Origin of the sequence: Chitinophaga sp. HK235 (assembly GCF_018255755.1) — a bacterium.
Lineage (GTDB): Bacteria > Bacteroidota > Bacteroidia > Chitinophagales > Chitinophagaceae > Chitinophaga.
The window spans coordinates 3,588,955-3,611,000 of sequence record NZ_CP073766.1; the positions used below are offsets into that span (position 1 = coordinate 3,588,955).

Here is a 22,046-nt window from a genome sequence, read left to right on the forward strand (position 1 = left end):
TAAACTGATTAGACGATGAAAAAGATAAAAAACTGGCTGCTGGTGATGGCAGGATGTATGGCTATTCAGGCGGTATCTGCACAAAGCCGTCCACCACTTTCTATAGACCTGAACTATTCCATTGCCCAGCCACTGGGTTCACTGAAAGATTATAGCAATAAAACCAGCTTCCGCGGATGGAGTGCCGGCCTGCAATATATGCTGAACGACCGCCTGTCAGTAGGCTTCCGCAGCGGCTTCCAGGACTATTACGAAAGACTGCCACGTGCCGTGTACCCTGACAAACAAGGCGATGTTTCTACCGTACAGTCCCGCACCCTGCAGGTGATTCCCCTCCAGGCCACTGTAGGTTATGCTTTCACCAAAGCCACCAGTCCCGTAATACCCTACGGCCTGCTCGGCATCGGTGCGGCTAATATGAACTACGAAAAATATTGGGGCGAATTTGTGGAGAAAAATAACAGCTGGCAGTTTATCGTAAGCCCCGAAATAGGCATCAACGTGCCTTTTGGCGCTTACTCTCCGGTGATGTTTAACGCTAATGTGCGTTATAACTACTCACCGTACAAGTTCAATGATATCACCAACTACAATTCCATTCAGGCAAACATTGGGCTTAGAATTCATATCCACTAAGCTTTTTATCCATATTCATGAAAGAGGAAAAGTGAGGATGTCTCCCGCTTCGTATTAAACGGAGCGGGATTTTTTTATCAGCATCAAATGAAATAACTGGCAAAGCCTTTACTGTAAGCCTCTTTAATACTACCATCTGCTGCCTTATAAATGTATAATGCTTCCAGTCCCAGCTCCGGATGCTCCGCAATAAAACGAAGTCCCTTTTCTACCCCCATCAGAATAAGCGGGTTGTCAAATGCATCTGCGGTAAAACAATCTTTTGCAATCACCGTCACACTGATGATATTGTTGTGCAGGGCAATACCGGTAGCGGGGTCGATGGTATGGGCAAAGCGGGTGCGTCCCTGGTCAAAAAAACGGCGATAATTGCCGCTGGTGGCTATTCCTTTATTCTGCAACTGTACCATCCCCTGGATTGGTTCGTAGGTGGTATCTCCGGGAGCTGGCCGTTCTATACCTACCCGCCATGTTTTTCCCTGCTGATTCACGCCTTTTGCACACAGCTCTCCACCTACATCTACCAGGTAATTGTGAATCCCCTGCTGTTCCAGGAATTTTCCCAGCACATCTACCGTATAGCCCTGAGCAATACCATTACAGTCGATCTGAACTCCTTTTTTGGTGGTAGAAAGATGATCCCCTTTTACCCGCAGATAACGGTAACCCACATACGACAATGCTTTTTTTATACTATCGGGTGGTGGCACACCTTTGAAGCCAGGTTTGGTAACACCAAATCCCCAGAGATATACCAATGGCTTTACGGTAATATCAAAAACACCGTGGGTGGCTTTACTGGCAAACAAGGCCTTCTCTACCACCGCCTGCATATGCCCGTCCATGGTCACCTGGCCGGTAGCATTGAACTGATTGATCAGCGAACCAGGCTTATACAACGACAACGACTGGTCTATCACCGCAAATACAGAGTCTATCCGCTTTTGCTGTGATGCCGTGTCTGTTGTCAGGTATTTCACAATGTAATAAGTGCCTTGCGCCTTTCCTTCGCAGGCGGCCAGTTTAAGCGGCAACTCCTGTGCACTGGCCACAGTGGCCATGAACAAACCTGTCAGCAGTAATAAAAATCTCATGGTAAGCTGGTCCCTTTTTGATTGGAAATAATAACCAGCGAGTAAGATAATATTTTGTTTGAAAATCCCCGGGCTGAAGCCCGGGGATAAATTTGTTTGAAGCTGAAGTTCAGAGCGAAGAATGTTTGAAGCTGAAGTTCAGAGCTAAATTTTTTGAAGCTGAAGCCCGGGGCTAAATTTGTTTGAAACCAAAGTTCAGAGCTTTAGTCCCGGATATACCCCGGGAAAGCCTATATCAAATTTAGCCCAGGGATTATTTAAAAGCATCCATCCCCGTCACGTCCATGCCGGTGATTAAGAGATGAATTTCATGCGTGCCTTCATAAGTAAGTACACTCTCCAGGTTCATCATGTGGCGCATAACCGGGAACTCTCCGGTGATGCCCATGCCGCCCAGGATAGAACGGGCATCGCGGGCGATTTTGGTAGCCACTTCGCAGGAATTGCGTTTAGCCATGGAGATCTGTGCCGGTGTGGCCTTGCCTTCGTTTTTGAGTACGCCCAGACGCCAGTTGAGCAACTGTGCTTTGGTAATTTCTGTGATCATCTCCGCCAGTTTCTTCTGGGTGAGCTGAAAACCACCGATAGGGCGGCCAAATTGTGTCCGTTCTTTAGAGTAACGGAGGGCGGTATCATAACAGTCCATCGCTGCTCCGATCACGCCCCAGGCAATACCGTAACGCGCGGAAGAAAGACAACTGAGGGGCCCTTTTAACCCTTTCACGCCGGGAAGTATATTTTCTTTGGGGACTCTTACATTATCAAATACCAGTTCCCCTGTAGCGCTGGCGCGCAGGCTCCATTTACCTTTTGTTTCGGGGGTGGTAAATCCTTCCATACCTCTTTCCACGATGATGCCGCGGATAACACCTTCTTCATCTTTGGCCCATACTACAGCAATCTGTGCAAAAGGTGCATTGGATATCCACATCTTGGCACCGTTGAGGATGACGTGATCGCCGTCTTCTTTAAAGTTGGTGATCATGTCGGCAGGGTTGGAACCGTGGTCCGGCTCTGTGAGGCCGAAACAGCCCATCCACTCACCGGTGGCCAGTTTGGGCAGATATTTTCTTTTCTGGGCTTCGCTGCCAAAAGTAAAGATCGGATACATCACCAGCGAACCCTGTACCGATGCGGTAGAACGGATACCGCTGTCGCCTCTTTCCAGCTCCTGCATCATCAGTCCATAGGCAATATGGTCCATACCGCCACCTCCGTATTCCTGCGGGACAGTAGGGCCAAAACAGCCCAGGTCACCCAGGCCTTTGAGGATGTGCGAAGGGAAAGCCGCACGTTGGCAATAGTCTTCAATAATGGGTGAAATCTCTTTTTTTACCCATTGCCTTACTGTATCACGAATTAACAGATGCTCTTCCGTTAACAAACCATCTACAGCAAAATAATCAGGTGACTGGAATAAATCTTTAGACATCTATTTGGGTTTAGTAACCCAATATAACCAATTACGAATTACGAAATACGAATTGCAGGATTGAAAAAGGGCAAGGCCTCACTAAAGCCTTCGTTTTCAATTCGTAATTCGCATTGGGTCATTTATTATTCATGACAAGTTCCCTATCTTCGGTTTAAATTCGGGGTTATGGCAAGCAAAATCATTCCTGCACTGCTGTTGATGGGGTTTATGTTCCTCGTGATCATAACCTTTCATCCTACGCCATTACAATCTGTTTCTCTTTCCGGAATGGTGACTCATAAAAAACCGGTACCCAACCCGGACATCAAGTGTTACTGGATGGTTTTCCTTAAAACGGGCCCGCATCGGGACCAGAATATGGAAGATGCCGCGAAAATTCAATCTGCCCATCTGCAAAATATTACCCGGCTGGCCAAAGCCGGCAAACTGATCACTGCCGGTCCTTTTGGCAATGATGGTGATCTGAAAGGTATGTTTATCCTCAACTGTAAAGATAGTCTGGAGGCGGTGCAGCTGGTGGAAAGTGATCCTGCTGTAAAAGCAGGACGGCTGCGTTTTGAAGTGCTTCCCTGGTGGACGGAGCGGAATTGTTTGTTTAAATAATTGCTGGCGGGTTAACCTTTATTTTTAGACAGATGCTCTTTTCTTTTCGTGCAGATATTTTTTGAAAACCTGTCAGCGGTTAACTTTTAGCCCCAGTAGAAATTTTTTCCGGGCTGCGACTAAAAGCTAACGCCAACTGCAACTGCGCTTAGAGGCTTACAGCTGCCTGGTTCAGATAAGTGGCCATTTCCTGCTGGTATTGCAGGGCCGCATTGCGGGCATCCACAGCAAAATCTTCTCCGTTACCGGCATAAATGATAGCGCGGCTGGCATTTACCAGCAGTCCGCAATCCTTGTTCATGGCATGTGTGGAGATCTCTTGCAGACTGCCGCCTTGTGCACCTACACCTGGCACCAGGAAGAAGTGGTTAGGTACCATTTTACGGATATGCGCCAGCTGAGCTGATTGAGTGGCTCCTACTACAAACATGAGATTGTCCGGAGTACCCCATTCCATCGCTGCTTTCATCACTTTTTCATACAACAGCTCATCACCTGCCTGCTGCAGCTGAAAATCCTGGCTGCCTTCATTGGAAGTGAGTCCCAGCAGGATGGTCCATTTCTCCGGGAACTGGAGGAATGGCAACACGCTGTCTTTGCCCATATAAGGTGCTACCGTAACGGAATCAAACTTATACGTATCAAAAAAAGTTTTTGCGTATTGTGTAGAGGTATTGCCGATATCGCCTCGTTTGGCGTCAGCTATGGTAAAAATACCGGAAGGGATATATTCTACCGTACGCTGCAGGCTTTCCCATCCACGGATGCCCATACTCTCGTAAAAGGCAGTATTAATTTTATAGGCTACACAAAGGTCTTTGGTAGCATCAATAATTGCCTTGTTAAAGGCAAACACCGGATCTGCGTGAGACAGCAGGTGTTTCGGAATCTTTTGTATGTCAGTGTCCAATCCTACACAGAGATAAGATTGTTTTTCCTTGATAAGATTCACCAATTCCTGTCGATTCATAGTCGGTTTTTATTTGGGGCGCAAAGTTAAGCAAAACTTAAGCATTGCAGCTGTTTTACACATATTATGATTACTTATGATCTAACTATTGTAATGTATTTGTTGTGGTTACCGACAATCTGTACGGAGGATGACTCGATTAAAGGTAAGGAAAAAAAGGATGAAGAATTTCAAATTAAAGTACTGCTTTTTCTAAAAAAAAACAGCGAAGACAAAGCGGTTTCATCCACATTGTCTTCGCTGCATATCTGTTTTCCGGCATTCCGGATCAGGCGATAATATCTACGATTTTAGTAGGTGCTATATTGGCATTACGCATAGCAATACTTCTGGCAGCGGCGCCGGCCACGTCCAGGAAGGCTTTGCGGGTGATTTTATCATCGCTGGCCATAGCCGGTACACCGGTATCGCCACCTTCGCGGATGCTTTGTACCAGCGGAATCTGGCCCAGGAAGGGGATTTCCAGGTCTTCTGCCAGTTTTTTACCACCTTCTTTTCCGAAGATGTAGTATTTGTTTTCCGGAAGTTCTGCCGGCGTGAAGTAAGCCATATTTTCTACCAGACCGAGGATCGGTACATTGATCTGCTTACCGCTGAACATGGCGATACCTTTTTTGGCATCTACCAGGGCCACATCCTGTGGAGTGGTTACGATCACAGCGCCGGTAACGGGTACTGTCTGCACCAGCGTCAGGTGGATATCACCGGTTCCGGGAGGCATATCGATCACCAGGTAGTCCAGTTCGCCCCAGTGTACATCTGTAACAAACTGTTTCAAAGCGCTACTGGCCATTGGTCCACGCCAAACTACAGCATCTCTTTCGTCAATCAGCAAACCGATAGACATCACTTTGATACCGTATTTTTCCATAGGCTCTATCATGCCTTTGCCTTCTACATTGACCATCAACGGTCTTTCTCCGCGAAGGCCAAACATGATAGGTACAGACGGGCCGTAAATATCGGCATCCATCAGACCCACACGGGCACCATCACGGCCAAGGGCCAGGGCCAGGTTGGCAGCCACGGTAGACTTACCCACACCTCCCTTGCCGGAAGCCACCACAATGATGTTCTTCACATTCGACAATACAGCTCCTCCATCTTTACGTCTGGAGCTTACGTTAGCCGTCATCACCACTTCCACTTCCGCTTCCTTGCTGACCATCATGTGAATAGCGTTTACACACGCATTTCTGATAAGATCTTTTAAAGGACAGGCTGGTGTCGTCAACACTACCGTAAACTTCACTTTATTACCGTCTATCTCTATATCTTTCACCATGTTCAACGTCACCAGATCCTTCCCCAGATCGGGCTCTTCGACGTTGCTCAGGGCCTGTAAAATCTGCTCTTTCGTCATCATAAATTGTTGTTAAAATTTGAATCCTGCCTGCAAAGTTAACCCAATTGCAAGTTATTTTACAACTTCCTTTGCGTTCATCCATTGTAAGGGAACAAGTAAAATAAATTTCTATATCTTAGGCCGGCATGCATCACAAAAGATCCTACATACTGTCACTCATACTTGCGTTCCTGTTATCACCTTTCCTGTTGAAAGCTCAGATTGCAGATTTCCGCGACAGCGTTATTCAGATTTCAGGTGTAACCATGACAGCTGACAGCCTCAGAGCCATCCCGGCAGTAAGTATTATCGTGAGAGGACAAGGCAGAGGTACTATTTCCAACACCGCCGGTGTTTTTTCTATCGTCGTGTTCAAAGGTGATACCCTCACCTTCAGTGCGGTTGGCTTTAAACGCAAGGATTATAAGATTCCGACCTCCCTTAAAGGTAACAATTTCTCGCTGATACAACTAATGGTGGAAGATACCACCTACCTCCCCGTCACCATTATCAAACCCTACCTTTCCCGGCAGGAGTTTGAAAGGGCTTTCGCCTCTATGGACGTCCCCGACGATGCCTACGAGATAGCCCGTAAAAACACGGAAAATGCCCGCATACGGGCCATGTCACGCTTCACCCCCGTTGATGGCGCGGAAGGCGTAAACCATTATCTCAACAAACAGGCGCAGTCGCTCTATTATGCAGGGCAACCACCTCCACAGAATATCTTCAACCCCCTCGCCTGGGCACAGTTCATCCAGGCCTGGAAAAGAGGCGATTTCAAACGAAAAGACGACTACTAATCATTTATGGATTTTATGATTTACAGATTTTGTGATTTCACAGCTTTGCTAAAATTCGTAAATCATAAAATTCATAAATCGTAATTGTTTATATTGCCCTATTATCAGAACCAAAATAATCTCCATGCAAAAAATAGCGGTAATAGGCGCAGGTACCATGGGTAACGGTATCGCACACGTATTTGCTCAGAATGGCTTCAACGTAAACCTGATAGACGTCTCAGAAACAGCCCTCCAGAAAGCATTACAGACCATCTCTAAAAACATCGACAGACAAATTGCCAAAGGTACTGTCACCGAAGCAGATAAAACACAAACCCTGGCCAATATCACCACCCATACTGCCCTGGCAGACGGTGTGAAAGAAGCCTCCCTCGTAGTAGAAGCAGCCACCGAAAACGTAGCCCTCAAACTGAAAATATTCCAGGAGCTGGACCAGCATGCGCATCCCGATGCCATCCTGGCTACCAACACCTCCTCTATCTCCATTACCAAAATTGCCGCTGCCACCAAACGGCCGGCCAAAGTGATCGGCATGCACTTCATGAATCCCGTGCCCGTCATGAAACTGGTAGAGATCATCAACGGATACGCTACCGATAAAAATGTCACCGAACAAATCGTAGCCCTCTCCGAAAAACTGGGCAAAGTACCCTGCGTAGTGAATGATTATCCAGGCTTCATCGCCAATCGTATTCTTATGCCTATGATCAACGAAGCGATCTACTCCCTCTATGAAGGTGTAGCCGGCGTAGCAGAAATCGATACCGTCATGAAACTCGGTATGGCACACCCTATGGGCCCTCTGCAACTCGCAGACTTCATCGGCCTCGACGTATGCCTTTCCATCCTCAACGTATTACACGACGGATTCGGTAATCCTAAATACGCTCCCTGCCCTCTCCTCGTCAATATGGTCACCGCCGGCTATCTCGGCGTGAAAAGTGGAGAAGGGTTCTATCAATATACACCCGGAAGTAAAGAACTGGTTGTAAGCCCTTTGCACAGTAACCGCTAATCAGCATAAAATCAGAAGGCCCATTGCAAAGTGCAATGGGCCTTCTGATTTTTATTTGGGTTACAGTGTCCGATTATGAACACTTCGCTCCACTTCCGAACAATTTTTTCGCCCCATTAGATTCTAACTTCTTCATTATCAGCGGTTCTATTTCTGGCATATTCTTTATCACTCTCCGGTATCACCCTGAAACTCTACTACCATGTTGAAGCGTTATAAAATCTTTCTGATCACCGTGGCTGTTGTGGTAGCTATGCTGCTGATTTTAAAGAGAGAATGCCTTAAAATGGACAATCCCGGACCTTCCCGGTCTCCTGATATTTGTTTTGAACTGATCGCCGAATTTCAGCTGGTCGGGAAACAGGCTACTTCATCGGTTTTATCTCCAGTCCGTGAATGTCGCGGAGACGAAGCAGGCACAACTCCTCATTCGATTTGGGCACGCCTATGTCCATAGCACAGAAGAGCTGCAGCTCCTGGGAAAGCACTGTACAGTTAAGTTGTTTTACCACGATCATGACATCGTTCATAATCGTATAGTCGAAGCTGAGATGATACCTGGATTCTATGTTTTTCTGGATGGCAGGTACCAGTTGTAATACCATGGAGGCGCTCATCTTATAGGCGTTGATCAGCCCCGGCACGCCCAGCAGTGTGCCACCGAAATAACGCACCACCACAATCAGTACATCCGTCAGTTGTTTACTGTCTATCTGCCCCAGGATAGGCTTGCCGGCAGAACCGGAAGGCTCTCCGTCGTCGTTGGCCCTGAACTGTAATCCGTCTGTTCCCAGCCGGTAAGCATAACAATGGTGGGTAGCTTTCGGATGCTCCTTTTTTACTTCCAGCAGGCATTCCTTCACCGCCTCCGGAGTTTTGACAGGAAATACATAAGCCAGAAACTTGCTGCCCCTGTCTTTAAACTCAGCGACAGCTGTTTTATCAATTGTAAAATAAACCTCCATCAAAATATTTTAGAAAAACCAAATACTATTTATCTCCGCTGCGATGGTAAAAATCGATGCGGTCGCCTTCCAGGTATACTGTGTTATCCAGCACCGCATGAGGTATGGCTGGTGCAGGCAGCCCATCGGGAAGTGTAACCGTTCCCGTTATAATACGGGCTTCGTCCCACAGACCGGCTTCCAGGAAACGCTGTAATACATAAGGCCCCCCTTCTACGAGTACGCTCTGTATCTGTTGCCTGTAAAGGCTTTCCATCAGCTGCGGCAGCAGTTCGCGCTGAAAATCAAGCTGCAGGGTCTGTGTAAGGCCATGGGGACTGCTTTCTTCCGCGGTCAGGAAGATGGTAGGGATGCTGCCATCCCATAAATGATGGGTACGGGGAACAGACAGCGTCCTGTCTATCACCAGGCGTACAGGATCTTTTCCAGGCCACAGGCGGGTATTGAGGCGGGGGTTATCGAGCATAGCGGTGCGGGTGCCCACCAGAATGGCCATCTCCTCGCTACGCCAGCGGTGTACCAGGCGGTTGCTCCAGGCATTGGAGATCCGTACCGGTGCGCCGTCGCTGCCGGCCATAAAGCCATTGCAGCTCTGAGCCCATTTAAGAATTATATAAGGGCGCTGTTGCTCATGAAAAGTAAAGAAACGGCTGTTGATAGCCCTGCAGGCCGCTTCCAGCACGCCGGTATGTACTTTGATGCCGGCTTTTTCCAGCTTTTCGATCCCTTTTCCGGCTACCGCCGAGAAGGTGTCTACACAACCGATCACTACTTCAGGAATCTGCTGCGATACGATCAGGTCGGCACAGGGAGGTGTTTTGCCGTGATGGGCACAAGGTTCCAGGCTTACATACATGGTAGCCCGTGATATCAGCGGCTTGTCTTCCTCCACTACACTATTGACACAATTTACTTCAGCATGAGCCTGACCATACTGTTGATGGTAACCTTCGCCGATAATACGGCCCTGATGCACCAGCACCGCGCCTACCATCGGATTGGGAGCCGCATTACCGCGGCCCATGGCTGCCAGCTCCAGGCACCGCCGCATAAAAATTTCATGGTCCGTGCTATTCATGATACCCTGTTAAGTAATATTTTTGCCAAAATTACGGTTTTAGCCAACGGAAAATGCCAATCAACCCCCGGTTTGCATTTTTCGGTCATTTCTTAAATTATCAATTTTGACAATACAAACAGCCTTTACCTATATCACGGGTGCCATAGGTGACTTATATGACGAGCGCGAAGCGGCCAATATTGCCCATATCGTACTTGAACATATCACGGGCATGAATAAACTGGACCGTCTGGTCCATAAAACAAAGCTGCTGACACCTGATCAGAACACCGGCCTGAAGACAGCCATAGAAGCGTTGTTACGCCTGGAACCGGTGCAATATGTTACCGGCACCAGCTGGTTTTATGGTATGGAGCTGATGGTCAATAAAAGTGTACTGATACCCCGGCCGGAAACGGAAGAACTGGTGGAATGGATTGTACAGGAGCTTTCCGGTAAACCACGCCCCCATCTGCTCGATATCGGCACCGGTAGCGGATGTATCCCGCTGGCCCTGAAAAAATCCATTCCTGCCGCAGTGGTTTCTGGTATAGATGTCAGCGAAGATGCGCTGACAGTAGCACGCAGCAATGCCGCCACACAACGCCTGGACGTCAGTTTCTGGCATATGGACACCCTGAATACCCGGCAAACCGACACCCTGCCTGTATTTGACGTGATCGTCAGCAACCCGCCCTATATCACACAAAGTGAAAAGGTCACCATGCAACAACAGGTATGGGGCTTCGAACCTTCTCTCGCGCTGTTTGTACCCGACAACGACGCGCTGCTGTTTTACCGGCATATCGCGCAGCTGGCACAACACAAACTGAACACCGGAGGCGCCCTTTATTTTGAAATCAATGAATCATTGGGTAAAGAAGTAGTGGCCCTGCTGGAAGAACAGGGATTTACAGACGTGGTGCTCAAACAGGACATGTTTGGCAAAGACCGCATGGTGAAAGGAACATTCACGAAGTAATATACTATCACATAAAAGGCAGGGAGCAAAGACTACAGCGTAATCTTTGCTCCCTCCCTTTTATAATGCGGACTATTTCTTTGCTGTGGCCAGCACTACCTTCGCGCCCAGTTGTTTGGCGACTTCCATCACATTCACCACCTCTTCAATCGGCACCAGCTTTTCTGCATTGATCACGATGGTAGGATCTACTTTTTCATTGCCAATAGCCGGAGCCAGGGCCTGTTTGAGACCTTCGAAAGGTACTTTGGTAGTGCCCACGAAAAACTCATGTTTTTCGTTGATGCTAACTACCACGGTTTGTTTGGCTTTGGTATTACTCTGGGCTTTCGGCAACATCAGTTTGATGACGTTGGGATTGGCCAGTGTGGAAACAATCAGGAAGAACAACAGCAAAATGAACAGGATATCGTTCAATGCCGAGTTGTGCATTTCCACATGTTTCTTATTTCTCCTGCGTAAATTCATTATCTGTTGATTTATCGGGTTGGTTCCTGCAGGATATCGGTAAATTCTGCAGCAGCACCTTCCATCTTGTTAACAACCTTATCTATCTGAGCATTCAGGAAGCTGTAGCCGATGAAGGCCACTATACCAATGATCAGACCTGTAGCGGAAGTGATCATCTTTACATAGATACCGCCAGCGATAGTGCCCAGGGTAATATCGGAAGTAATGGAGATATTGAAGAAGGTCTGGATCATCCCGGCGATAGTACCGAGAAACCCGAACATAGGCGCGATACCGGCTATGATAGATAAGATAACAAGATTTTTCTCCATCCGGTAGATCTCCAGTTTTCCAACGTTCTCCATGGACTTTTCGATGGAGTCGATCGGTTTACCGAGACGCTGAATACCTTTATCGATCATACGGGCAATAGGGCCCTGTGTGTTTTTTGCCAGTGAACGTGCACCCTGGATATTGCCGGTAGTGATCTGGTCACGGATCATCGGCATAAAATTATCTTCCAGACGGCCTGCTTTGGCAATGGTGAGATACCGTTCCACAAAAACAAATACAGCAACCAAGGAGAGGATACCCAGCGGGATCATCAACACGCCCCCTTTCATAAGCATATCAATCAGGTGCATCTGTTGCTGTGGTGCGGCAGCGACATTAATGCCCTGCGCCACCGTGTCGGCCTTCGGTGTTAATAATGGATCCTGTAAGAGTGTAATGAGCCCTAGTAGCATGATGGATTTTCTTCTATTAACGGTTAAAATAGTAAAATAATTACGAAATGTAATTTCATTTTCAAGCCTTCTCCTCCCAAACCTGTGCCAGATATACAATTGTTTGAACAGCTTTTTGCATATCCTGTATACTTACATACTCATGTTTGCTGTGGAGCGCCATTTCACCGGTAAAAATATTTGGGCAGGGCAAACCCATAAATGATAAGCGGGAACCGTCGGTACCGCCGCGGATACTCATTTTCAGCGGCTGTACGCCGGCCCTGCGGATAGCTTCCGCTGCATAGGCCGTTACCTCAGGATGCTGATCCAGCACCTCTTTCATATTGCGGTATTGTTCTGTTACCTTCAAAGTGGCACGGGCACCGGGATGGCGATCCAATACCTTGTCCATCACCCGGCGCAGGAAACTTTCGTGTGCCTCAAGGCTGGACGTATCAAAATCACGGATGATAAAGTCGATCTCCGTTTTTTCCACGGTACCGCTTATACGAACGGGATGTATAAATCCTTCCCTGTCTTCGGTTGTCTCCGGAGAAAGTCCGTCTTTCGGTAAAGCATCTACGATCTCACCGGCAATTTTAATCGCGCTGATCAGTTTTCCTTTGGCAGCGCCAGGATGGGCACTCACACCATAAACAGTGATCTTGGCACCATCTGCGGAAAAATTCTCATCTTCCAGAGAGCCCAGCTCACCACCATCCATGGTATATCCGAACTGTGCAGCCAGCTTTTTCATGTCCGCTTTTTCCACACCACGGCCTACTTCTTCATCAGGGGTAAACAGGATGCGGATAGCACCGTGTTTTACTTCCGGATGGGTCATGAGGTAGTTGGCCGCATCCATGATCTCTGCCACGCCGGCTTTATCGTCTGCACCCAGCAGCGTAGTACCGCTGGCTGTAATGATATCATCTCCTTTTTTGCTGCCCAGATAAGGATGCTCACGGGAGCTGATCACCACCGTTTGATCGTCAGGCAATACAATGTCTCCACCATCATAATTGCGGTGAACAATAGGTTTTACACCGGTGCCACTGCTATCTGAAGAAGTGTCCACATGGGAACAGAAACAGATCACAGGTACCTGTTTGTCTGTATTGGCAGGGATGGTAGCATATACATAACCATGTTCGTCCATCTCAGCATCTGTGATGCCCATCTCCTGTAATTCCTTTACCAGCAACCGGGACAGGTCTTTCTGCTTCTCTGTGGTCGGAAAGCTGGTACTCTGAGGATCTGATTGTGTATCTATCTGCGCGTAACGAATAAAACGCGTGTCAACGGTGTATTGATAATTTGTAAACATATTGCAAACGTAAGGAAAAAACCCGTGTCCCCTTTTGCCGTAGAATATTCTGTTTTGCCATCGCTCACAATATCATTCAAAGTAAAATATTCTACAGAAAACACATTTTTTAATACAAAAAACCAAATTTATCAATATTGATCGAACAAACATACAATAATAATAGGTTTGCCTGGAACAAAAAACCATCCTATATATGATTACCAATATTCCAGGCTACCCGCGAATCGGCAGCCAGCGAGAACTGAAGAAAGCCTGCGAAAACTACTGGGCTGGAAAAATATCCCTGGAGAAACTGGAGCTAACGGCCAGGCAACTACGAAAACAACACTGGGAAACCCTCCATCAGGCGGGCATAGACCTGATCCCTTCCAACGACTTTTCTTTTTATGATCAGATGCTCGACATGAGCATGGCCCTCGGAGTGATCCCTGCCCGCTTTCAGGATTTGCAACGGTCTTTTGCCAATCCACATTGCCTGGAGCTGTATTTTGCCATGGCCAGAGGTTATCAGAAGAATGGATTTGACCTGACGGCACTGGAAATGACCAAATGGTTTGACACCAACTACCATTACCTGGTACCTGAATTTGATGACTGCCAGACCTATAGCCTGCAGTGTCGCAAGAGCATTCATGAGTTTAAGGAAGCCCTTCAGCAGGGTATCCGCACCAAACCTGTGCTGATAGGTCCTGTCACCTATATCCTCTGCGGCAAAATAAAATCTGCCGGCATTACCCGTCAGGCACTGCTTTCCCGCCTGCTGCCGGCCTATATCGAACTGCTGACAGCCCTCCGCGAAGCCGGCGCCGAATGGATACAGCTCGATGAACCTTCTCTGGTGACCGACCTGGAACCCGCTGACACTGCGCTTTTCCAACTGGCTTACACAGCCATCCGCCAGGCACTCCCCCATCAGCAATTGCTGCTCACCACCTATTTCGGCGGCCTGGAAGACAATACCCAGCTGGCGCTACAGCTGCCCGTTGATGCCCTGCACATCGATCTGGTACGTGCTCCGGAGCAACTCGATGACGTGCTGGCCGCATTACCGGACAATATGCAGTTATCACTGGGGGTAGTAGATGGCCGCAACATCTGGAAAAATGATTATACCATATCCATAGCGCTGCTCCGGCGCGCAACAGCTGCCATCGGCGAACAGCGTGTCATGCTGGGCACTTCCTGCTCATTGTTGCACGTACCCTACAATCTCGATGATGAAACCTCCCTGGACCCGGCTATCAGTCAATGGATGGCTTTTGCAAAACAGAAAGTAGGAGAAGTTGCCGCATTAAAGCAAATCCTGTCCGGCGACGAAGCGCTGCTGACTATTAACCAGCAGATGATGGACAGTCGCCGTACCGCGCCAGGCATCCACGTACCGGCTGTAAAAGCAAGACTGGCTGCCATTACAGAGGCTGACTTCTCACGCCCGCTGTCCTTTGCCGCCCGTCAGGCCCTTCAACAGGAAAAGCTACAGCTGCCACTATTGCCTACTACCACCATCGGCTCTTTCCCCCAAACCGTGGAAATACGACAACTGCGCTCCAATCTCAAAAAAGGATATATCACCCAGGAACAATACAACCACGACATCAGCACTGCTATCCGGGAAGCTATCACCTGGCAGGAAGCCCTGGGACTGGACGTACTGGTACATGGAGAGTTTGAGCGCAACGATATGGTGGAATATTTCGGCGAACAGCTCGAAGGATTTGTATTCACACAAAACGGATGGGTACAGAGCTACGGTACCCGCTGCGTAAAGCCGCCTGTGATCTATGGCGATGTATGGCGTCCTTACCCTATGACCGTTGACTGGAGCCGTTATGCCCAGTCCCTCACCGACAAACCTGTCAAAGGCATGCTCACCGGCCCCGTCACCATCCTGCAATGGTCTTTTGTCAGAAATGACCAACCTCGCATGGACACAGCTTTCCAGATAGCACTGGCCATCCGTGACGAGGTAAAAGATCTCGAAAACGCAGGCATCGCCATCATCCAGGTAGACGAGCCTGCGCTGCGGGAAGGGCTGCCACTGCGCAAGAAACAACAGGGCATCTATCTCGAACAGGCTGTTAACGCCTTCAGGTTGTCTGTCAGCCAGGTGCAGGACAGCACACAGATACATACCCACATGTGTTATGCAGAGTTCAACGATATCATCGCACACATTGCCGCGATGGATGCCGATGTGATCACCATGGAAACTTCGCGCTCCCAGATGGAGCTACTGGAAGCATTTGCACAGTTCCGTTATCCGAATGAAACCGGCCCCGGCGTGTATGATATCCACTCTCCCCGTGTGCCCGGCGTAACAGAGATGAGTAAACTACTGCATAAAGCAGCTACGTTATTACCCGTCCGCAACCTGTGGGTAAACCCTGACTGCGGGCTGAAAACCCGGAAATGGCCGGAAACAGAAATGGCCCTGCGCAACATGGTGCAGGCTGCCCGCGAGGTGAGGAAGGAGCTGGCTTGATTCATCGCCTAATCCGTATATTTGTTTCATGCAAAAACATGAAACCATTTCCTGCCCCCGCTGTCAACGGCCCTTTGAATGCCGGGTGAGCAATATCCGCAACTGCCAGTGCAGCGGGGTGCAACTCACCGCGGAAGAAAGGTTTCAGATAGGCCAACAATATCAGGGTTGCCTCTGTGCAGACTGTTTACTCGAAATGAAGACGGCGCTGCAACAGCCCACGCTTCAACATACAAAAGCTATGGCATACGAAGAACAGATAGAACGATCCGTTACCAGGATCTTTAAAGCAGTATTTCCCAACACCGTAAACCATTACGACACGCTCTTCGGCGGCACCGCCATGCATCTCATGGATGAAGTGGCCTTTATCACCGCCACCCGTTTTACGAAAATGCGTACCGTTACTGTATCATCAGACAGAATCGATTTTAAAAAACCTATCCCCCACGGGACTATCATCGAACTGGTAGGAACAGTAGTACATGTGGGTAATACAAGCCTGAAAGTGCAGGTAGACGTGTTTGTAGAACAGATGTACCTCGATCACCGGGAGAAGGCGATCAGCGGGACCTTTACATTTGTGGCAATAGACGAAAACAAAAAACCGGTCCCCATCAGGATACCGGCTTAGTAAATTTATTGATTTACGGATTTTCTCATTTAGAAATTTACCCTAAATCCAAAAATCCGTAAATTCATAAATCTATAAATATTTAGAGGATTTCCACCAGTTCCAGATCAAACACCAGATCTTCGCCAGCCAGTGGGTGGTTAGCATCGAGGGTGATGAAATCAGTACCGATAGCTGCTACTTTCACCTGGAAAACCTGGCCTTCAGGATTGCTCATCTGCAATTCCATACCAACTTCAGGATTCAGATCAGGAGGAATATTCGCTTTAGGAAAATCCATGATCATCTCTTCGTTCTTGGGACCATATGCCTGATCAACAGGGATATGAATAGTTTTTTTCTCACCCGGCTTCATATCCAGCACTCCATTCTCAAAACCTTTGATTACCATGTGTGCGCCTACTTTGAATTCCAGGGGTGCTCTGCCCTCTGAGGAATCAAACATAGTTCCGTTGGTTAAACGGCCCTGGTAGTGCACTTTCACAGTATCCCCGTTTTTAACAGCTTGCATAATTTAGTTGTTTATTGTTAATAATAAGCGCAAGATAATAAAACAGCTCGTATTCACCATTTTTTATGCCTCCCATACAGGTTTTACCGTATCTTAACGGCATGAACCGTATATTGATCATCTGTACATTTTTCTGTGGCCTGTTTGCTGCTGCACAGGCACAGTATGCCTCTCACGTAATACCGGGAGCTGCGCAAACCAGCAAATATCTTCCACTGCTGAAAGACAAACGGGTAGCCTTGTTGGTCAACCAAACCGCTACTATCGGCCAGACACATCTTGTAGACACTCTGCTGAAACTGCAGGTGCACATCTCCAAAATCTTCAGCCCTGAACACGGGTTCCGCGGCAACGCTGATGCCGGCGAAAAAGTAGGCAACAGTACCGATCCCAACACAGGACTGCCGGTAGTATCCCTCTACGGCGCTCACCGCAAAGCTACTGCCTCCGACCTGCAGGATGTGGACATCCTCATCTTCGATGTACAGGACGTAGGCGCCCGCTTCTATACCTACATCTCTTCCCTGCAGGAGCTGATGGAATCAGCAGCTGAAAACAACAAACTGCTGCTGGTACTGGACAGGCCCAACCCCAATGGAGACTATGTAGATGGTCCCATCCTGGATACAGCCTTCCGCTCTTTTGTAGGCATGCAGCCTATCCCCATCGTTCATGGTATGACCGTAGGAGAATATGCACAAATGCTCAACGGTGAACACTGGCTCAGCAAAGGTGTACAATGCCAGCTGAAAGTTATCACCTGCGAAGACTATACCCACCACACTTTTTATCAGCTGCCGATACCACCCTCTCCCAACTTACCAAATATGGCTGCAGTAAACCTGTATACCTCTCTCTGCTTTTTTGAGGGTACACCTGTCAGCCTGGGCCGCGGTACCAGCAAACCTTTCCAGCTCTTCGGCTCTCCGCTGTTTCCAAAAAAAGGATTCTCTTTCACGCCCCGCAGCGTACCTGGTGCCAAAAACCCACCACTGAAAGATCAGCACTGCTATGGCTTCGATCTGAGCAATGCACCGGAATCCAGACCTGCAAAAGGCCGGAAAATCGCCCTCAAATGGTTGCTGCAGGCCTATGCCCTCTACCCCGAAAAAGATAAGTTCTTTAGTAACTTCTTTAATAAACTGGCCGGTAATGCTACGCTGCAACAACAGATCAAAAGCGGCCTTTCCGAAGCAGCCATCCGTAAAAGCTGGGAACCCGGACTGCAGCAGTTCAAAGCTATCAGAGCGAAATACCTGTTGTACGAGGAATAATTGCTTTACTTTTGCGTACTATGAACAAACAGCTTCGTATCGTTTTTATGGGGACGCCTGATTTTGCAGTGGCGTCACTGGATATACTTGTTGAAAACGGATTTAATGTGGTAGGGGTAGTCACTGCGCCTGACAAACCCGCCGGCAGAGGATTACAGTTGCAGGAAAGCGCTGTCAAAAAATATGCTGCCAGCAAAGGGCTGCCGCTGTTGCAACCGGAGAAACTGAAGAACCCGGATTTCATTGCGCAGCTGGCTGCACTGAAAGCAGATCTGCAGGTGGTAGTAGCCTTCCGTATGTTGCCCGAGATCGTATGGAACATGCCGCCGCAAGGCACTATCAACGTGCATGCTTCCCTGTTGCCCAACTACAGAGGTGCCGCACCGATCAACTGGGCTATCATCAACGGAGAAAAAGAGTCCGGTGTAACCACCTTCAAACTGCAACATGAAATCGATACCGGTGATATACTCTTCAATGATACAGTGACTATACGCGAAGATGAAACCGCCGGCGAACTGCACGATGAACTCATGCTAACCGGTGCCCGCCTGCTGCTTAAAACAGTACAGGCCATCGCTGCCGGCACAACTAAAGAAACACCACAGGCCAGCATCGCCGCTGAAGACGTTAAACATGCACCTAAAATATTCAAGGATACCTGCATGATCAACTGGCAGGAGCCACTGGATAAGATATACAACCTGGTACGAGGTCTGAGCCCCTATCCTGCTGCCTGGACCACCTTACAGGATAAAAGCCTTAAAATTTACAAGGCGCATAAACAGCATGCACAACCTTCCATAGCACCCGGTGAATTCGATACGGATCAAAAAACCTATGTCAGGATCGCTGCTCCCGATGGTTATCTTTACCTCGATGAAATACAACTCGAAGGGAAAAAAAGAATGGATATAACCGCCTTTCTCAGAGGATACCGGTTTTAACCCATGATGATAAAAACAAAAAAGCGAAGATCAGTGTGATCTTCGCTTTTTTGTTTTTACTATTTCAGTAGATTAATTCTCGTAGCTCAGTTCGCAATAGAAACGCGCATCCGTCATTCCTAATGCCTGCATGGCGCCATCACTCAGTTTGACGATCAGTCCTGCATTGGGTTTCATCTGCGGAATCACGTCCAGCACTTTGGCGTAAATAGCTTTGCCGTTGAGCGGGTTGGTAACTTTGATGATAGTCCCACGGGCAGCGGTGTTGTGCAGCGCATAGTATTTACCCACTGCATTGCTCTTAAACCAGGTACCAGGGCCTTTTTCAGTGGCCACTTTTTTACCGCCGTTGGTTTGCTGATCGTACAGTTTTTCGAAATCAGCACTAGACACCACAGGTGCTGGTTTGGTAGCCGGTGCAGTGGCTGGCGCTGTTTCAGGAGACTCTGTCACAGGACGGGCTTCCGGTTCTTTTTCTTTTTCTTTCTTTACTTCTTTGCGGGGAGCTTCTGTTACCACCGGTGCCGGTGCAGGCGCTTCCTGTTTAGGTTCATTTTTCACCACTTCTGTGCGGGGCTGAGGAGCAGGGCTGTTGCCTGTTTTCAGATAACCAATGATAACGTAGCCGTCTTTCTTCAGACCATCACCCTGGAAATTATTCCATTGACGGATGTTGTCCAGTGGTACTTTGTTGTAGTTAACACTTACACGGTACAACGTTTCTTTCTCGGTTACCTTGTGATATACCGGTGTTCCTGCAGCATCCGCTTTCTGGGAGAAGTTGGAAGCGGAGAGTGGAATATGCACGTTGTGTCCAAGCTGCAATCCCTGTTCCATTGTTATCTTATTGGCGGCGGCAATTTCTTTTGGGGGCACACCATAAGCACGGCTGAGGCTATAGAAGTTTTCTCCCTTTTTAACGATGTGGGAGATATAAAGAGCCGGTGAGGTACCCTGTACCTGCAGCGTGTCCTGCGCTTTTACCACTCCTGCACTTAAACCAAACAAGGCAATTGATAGAATCGATTTTACCATACTAACTCTTTTTATGTGAATTACCGTCCTTTTTAGGGCAACGAATATATGCGATAAAATTGACAAAAATATTTAATAAAACAAACGAAAAAACATGCTTTTTGTTGTCATTCACTGCATGTACGCCATAGTTCGACATGCAGATAAAACTCCCGTTGGCAGCTTATTTCACAAATATGTAACGAGGGAACAAATAGCGCAGAAACTTTTTACAGCCCGTTGATATCTTTCAAAATACGGAGTTCTTTAGGATAATAATTATTCATCCGGTTTGGCAGTATTTTTGCCCAGCCCAGGGGCATTTGCTTATAACGCATCAGTGCCCATCCTCTCACGGTAGTGTCTATACCCGGATCTTCCTTGCGAAGATACTGTAAGGCAGCTTTAAGATCAAGATCTATCACCGGCACCTTATCCACAACCAGGTTACTCAAAGCCAGCTGATGGTCTGGTATCAGCTCTTTCTTTCCGAGCTGTCCTGCTTTCACGCCGGCTTTGCGAATATACAAATGTTGTTGCAGCAATGCTATTTCTGATGATACCATGGGAGATAAAATCAGGATGTCTTCCTGATGCGGCTGATAGGTATAACCTTCAGGCAACTGTATCCACTGCGATAACAGCTCCCGCTCCTTGGTCCCAATGGCAGCAGTTCTCGCTTCCTTACGTTTCACCGTGTCTGCCATGCTCTGCTTGCGGAAACAGGCAATAAAAAATCCTTCTCCCTTCAGTCTGTCAGGATAAAAACGGTATCCGCTGCAATTACGTTTATTCGTTACCGTTGTAACGATATTCCAATCACCGGGAATTTCCAGTGGTATATTTTCCAGTTCAAAATGATCTGCCAGCCAATCGAGAATTTCCTCATCTTCTTCTTTTGAAAAAGAGCAGGTAGAATAGATCAGCACACCATCTTCTTTCAGGGCAGGCAACACATCGGCCAGAATACGCTGCTGACGCTGACTGCAGAGCATCACATTTTCAGGCGACCATTCTGTTACCAGTTCAGGATCGCGGCGGAATAAACCAGATCCGGAGCAGGGTGCATCAATGACTACCAGATCGAAATATCCAGGCAGACGGCCAAAATCGCGGGGATCGTTATTGCTCACCACCACGTTTGCTGTACCCCATTTGCTGATATTGTCTGCCAGCAATGCAGCACGGACCTTAATCACTTCATTGGCCACCAGCATACTGTTACTGTTGAGAAGCGATTGCAGCAAAGTAGATTTACCTCCTGGTGCAGCACAGAGGTCCAGCACTTTCAACGGACGGTCCAGCGCTACGGTAGACCGTACCGCATGTTCGAGGAACATGGAAGATGCCTCCTGTACATAATAGGCACCGGCATGAAAATATGGATCGAATGTAAAAGACGGACGCTGTGGGAGATAATACCCTGTAGTACTCCAGGGTACCCGCTGGGCACCGGTAGCAGACAGAGAGGATAGAATATTTTCCTGTTCTGCTGCCGTACGCACCTTCATTGGGTTTAACCGGAGTGAAGTAATTTTTTCTGCTGCTGCGTGCACCTGTTCAAATGAAGCCCTGTTAAAACCGGGAAGTCCTTCCAAAGAATCTATCAGTGCCGCTGGTAAATGATTGGACAATGTTCTTTTTTCCGCAAAAATAAGGAGGATCGTGGAAAAGTTGTTGCAAAGGCTTCAGGGAACGCAAAGAGCGCAGTAATTTTTTTCTGATGTCGAAAAAATCACTGCGCTCTTTTCTGTGTTTGACAGGT

The 22,046-nt window shown here is 48.0% G+C and carries 21 protein-coding genes; 9 read left to right on the forward strand and 12 right to left on the reverse strand.

Annotated elements, in window-relative coordinates; all coding sequences use genetic code 11:
* Positions 1-15: 15 nt before the first annotated feature.
* Positions 16-636 (forward strand): outer membrane beta-barrel protein, encoded by a 621-nt coding sequence (locus KD145_RS12685; protein WP_212006245.1) that lies wholly within the window; start codon positions 16-18, stop codon positions 634-636.
* 83 nt (positions 637-719) lie between these two features.
* On the opposite strand, the gene KD145_RS12690 is transcribed toward KD145_RS12685, so the two are convergent.
* Both KD145_RS12690 and KD145_RS12695 read right to left on the reverse strand, forming a co-directional pair.
* Positions 720-1,730 carry an FAD:protein FMN transferase gene (locus tag KD145_RS12690; protein ID WP_212006246.1) on the reverse strand — a complete coding sequence of 337 codons (1,011 nt, stop codon included), beginning with the start codon at positions 1,728-1,730 and terminating at the stop codon, positions 720-722.
* A 253-nt stretch (positions 1,731-1,983) separates the two neighbouring features.
* A complete protein-coding gene (locus tag KD145_RS12695; RefSeq protein ID WP_212006247.1) occupies positions 1,984-3,162 on the reverse strand; it encodes an acyl-CoA dehydrogenase family protein in 1,179 nt (392 codons plus the stop codon).
* Positions 3,163-3,330: 168 nt separating this feature from the next.
* On the opposite strand from KD145_RS12695, the gene KD145_RS12700 reads away from it, so the two are divergent.
* The gene (locus tag KD145_RS12700) at positions 3,331-3,768 is read left to right on the forward strand and encodes a YciI family protein (RefSeq protein WP_212006248.1); all 438 of its coding nucleotides are present in this window, start codon (positions 3,331-3,333) and stop codon (positions 3,766-3,768) included.
* 148 nt (positions 3,769-3,916) lie between these two features.
* On the opposite strand, the gene pyrF is transcribed toward KD145_RS12700, so the two are convergent.
* Both pyrF and KD145_RS12710 read right to left on the reverse strand, forming a co-directional pair.
* The gene (gene pyrF, locus KD145_RS12705) at positions 3,917-4,738 is read right to left on the reverse strand and encodes an orotidine-5'-phosphate decarboxylase (protein ID WP_212006249.1); all 822 of its coding nucleotides are present in this window, start codon (positions 4,736-4,738) and stop codon (positions 3,917-3,919) included.
* Between the two features lie 268 nt (positions 4,739-5,006).
* Positions 5,007-6,104, reverse strand: coding sequence for an Mrp/NBP35 family ATP-binding protein (locus KD145_RS12710; RefSeq protein ID WP_249219812.1), 1,098 nt, complete (start codon positions 6,102-6,104; stop codon positions 5,007-5,009).
* A gap of 125 nt (positions 6,105-6,229) precedes the next feature.
* Here KD145_RS12710 and KD145_RS12715 point away from each other — a divergent pair, with 125 nt between their 5' ends.
* Positions 6,230-6,886: a carboxypeptidase-like regulatory domain-containing protein gene (locus KD145_RS12715; protein WP_212006250.1), complete on the forward strand. Its 657-nt coding sequence runs from the start codon at positions 6,230-6,232 to the stop codon at positions 6,884-6,886.
* A gap of 118 nt (positions 6,887-7,004) precedes the next feature.
* Positions 7,005-7,904, forward strand: coding sequence for a 3-hydroxybutyryl-CoA dehydrogenase (locus KD145_RS12720; protein ID WP_374223533.1), 900 nt, complete (start codon positions 7,005-7,007; stop codon positions 7,902-7,904).
* A gap of 365 nt (positions 7,905-8,269) precedes the next feature.
* On the opposite strand, the gene KD145_RS12725 is transcribed toward KD145_RS12720, so the two are convergent.
* Positions 8,270-8,869, reverse strand: coding sequence for a YigZ family protein (locus tag KD145_RS12725; RefSeq protein WP_212006252.1), 600 nt, complete (start codon positions 8,867-8,869; stop codon positions 8,270-8,272).
* A gap of 25 nt (positions 8,870-8,894) precedes the next feature.
* A complete protein-coding gene (gene ribD, locus KD145_RS12730) occupies positions 8,895-9,947 on the reverse strand; it encodes a bifunctional diaminohydroxyphosphoribosylaminopyrimidine deaminase/5-amino-6-(5-phosphoribosylamino)uracil reductase RibD (RefSeq protein ID WP_212006253.1) in 1,053 nt (350 codons plus the stop codon).
* Positions 9,948-10,053: 106 nt separating this feature from the next.
* Here ribD and prmC point away from each other — a divergent pair, with 106 nt between their 5' ends.
* Positions 10,054-10,911: a peptide chain release factor N(5)-glutamine methyltransferase gene (prmC, locus tag KD145_RS12735; protein WP_212006254.1), complete on the forward strand. Its 858-nt coding sequence runs from the start codon at positions 10,054-10,056 to the stop codon at positions 10,909-10,911.
* Between the two features lie 72 nt (positions 10,912-10,983).
* Here the strand turns inward: prmC and KD145_RS12740 are convergent, their stop codons facing one another.
* From KD145_RS12740 to pepT, 3 genes are all read right to left on the reverse strand, one after another.
* Positions 10,984-11,379, reverse strand: a complete 396-nt coding sequence (locus tag KD145_RS12740; RefSeq protein WP_113617524.1) for a biopolymer transporter ExbD — start codon at positions 11,377-11,379, stop codon at positions 10,984-10,986.
* 11 nt (positions 11,380-11,390) lie between these two features.
* Positions 11,391-12,107: a MotA/TolQ/ExbB proton channel family protein gene (locus tag KD145_RS12745; RefSeq protein ID WP_212006255.1), complete on the reverse strand. Its 717-nt coding sequence runs from the start codon at positions 12,105-12,107 to the stop codon at positions 11,391-11,393.
* A gap of 61 nt (positions 12,108-12,168) precedes the next feature.
* The gene (gene pepT / locus KD145_RS12750; RefSeq protein WP_212006256.1) at positions 12,169-13,416 is read right to left on the reverse strand and encodes a peptidase T; all 1,248 of its coding nucleotides are present in this window, start codon (positions 13,414-13,416) and stop codon (positions 12,169-12,171) included.
* A 196-nt stretch (positions 13,417-13,612) separates the two neighbouring features.
* On the opposite strand from pepT, the gene metE reads away from it, so the two are divergent.
* Positions 13,613-15,901: a 5-methyltetrahydropteroyltriglutamate--homocysteine S-methyltransferase gene (gene metE, locus KD145_RS12755; RefSeq protein WP_212006257.1), complete on the forward strand. Its 2,289-nt coding sequence runs from the start codon at positions 13,613-13,615 to the stop codon at positions 15,899-15,901.
* A gap of 28 nt (positions 15,902-15,929) precedes the next feature.
* A complete protein-coding gene (locus tag KD145_RS32280) occupies positions 15,930-16,535 on the forward strand; it encodes a cysteine-rich CWC family protein (protein WP_249219813.1) in 606 nt (201 codons plus the stop codon).
* Positions 16,536-16,617: 82 nt separating this feature from the next.
* On the opposite strand, the gene KD145_RS12770 is transcribed toward KD145_RS32280, so the two are convergent.
* Positions 16,618-17,046, reverse strand: a complete 429-nt coding sequence (locus KD145_RS12770) for a peptidylprolyl isomerase (protein ID WP_113617519.1) — start codon at positions 17,044-17,046, stop codon at positions 16,618-16,620.
* 101 nt (positions 17,047-17,147) lie between these two features.
* On the opposite strand from KD145_RS12770, the gene KD145_RS12775 reads away from it, so the two are divergent.
* Positions 17,148-18,320, forward strand: a complete 1,173-nt coding sequence (locus KD145_RS12775) for an exo-beta-N-acetylmuramidase NamZ domain-containing protein (protein ID WP_212006258.1) — start codon at positions 17,148-17,150, stop codon at positions 18,318-18,320.
* 20 nt (positions 18,321-18,340) lie between these two features.
* Positions 18,341-19,267 (forward strand): methionyl-tRNA formyltransferase, encoded by a 927-nt coding sequence (fmt, locus tag KD145_RS12780; protein WP_249219814.1) that lies wholly within the window; start codon positions 18,341-18,343, stop codon positions 19,265-19,267.
* A gap of 72 nt (positions 19,268-19,339) precedes the next feature.
* Here fmt and KD145_RS12785 read toward each other — a convergent pair whose 3' ends face one another.
* Positions 19,340-20,302: a LysM peptidoglycan-binding domain-containing protein gene (locus tag KD145_RS12785; RefSeq protein ID WP_212006259.1), complete on the reverse strand. Its 963-nt coding sequence runs from the start codon at positions 20,300-20,302 to the stop codon at positions 19,340-19,342.
* 209 nt (positions 20,303-20,511) lie between these two features.
* Positions 20,512-21,915: an RsmB/NOP family class I SAM-dependent RNA methyltransferase gene (locus KD145_RS12790; protein ID WP_212006260.1), complete on the reverse strand. Its 1,404-nt coding sequence runs from the start codon at positions 21,913-21,915 to the stop codon at positions 20,512-20,514.
* Positions 21,916-22,046 lie beyond the last annotated feature (131 nt).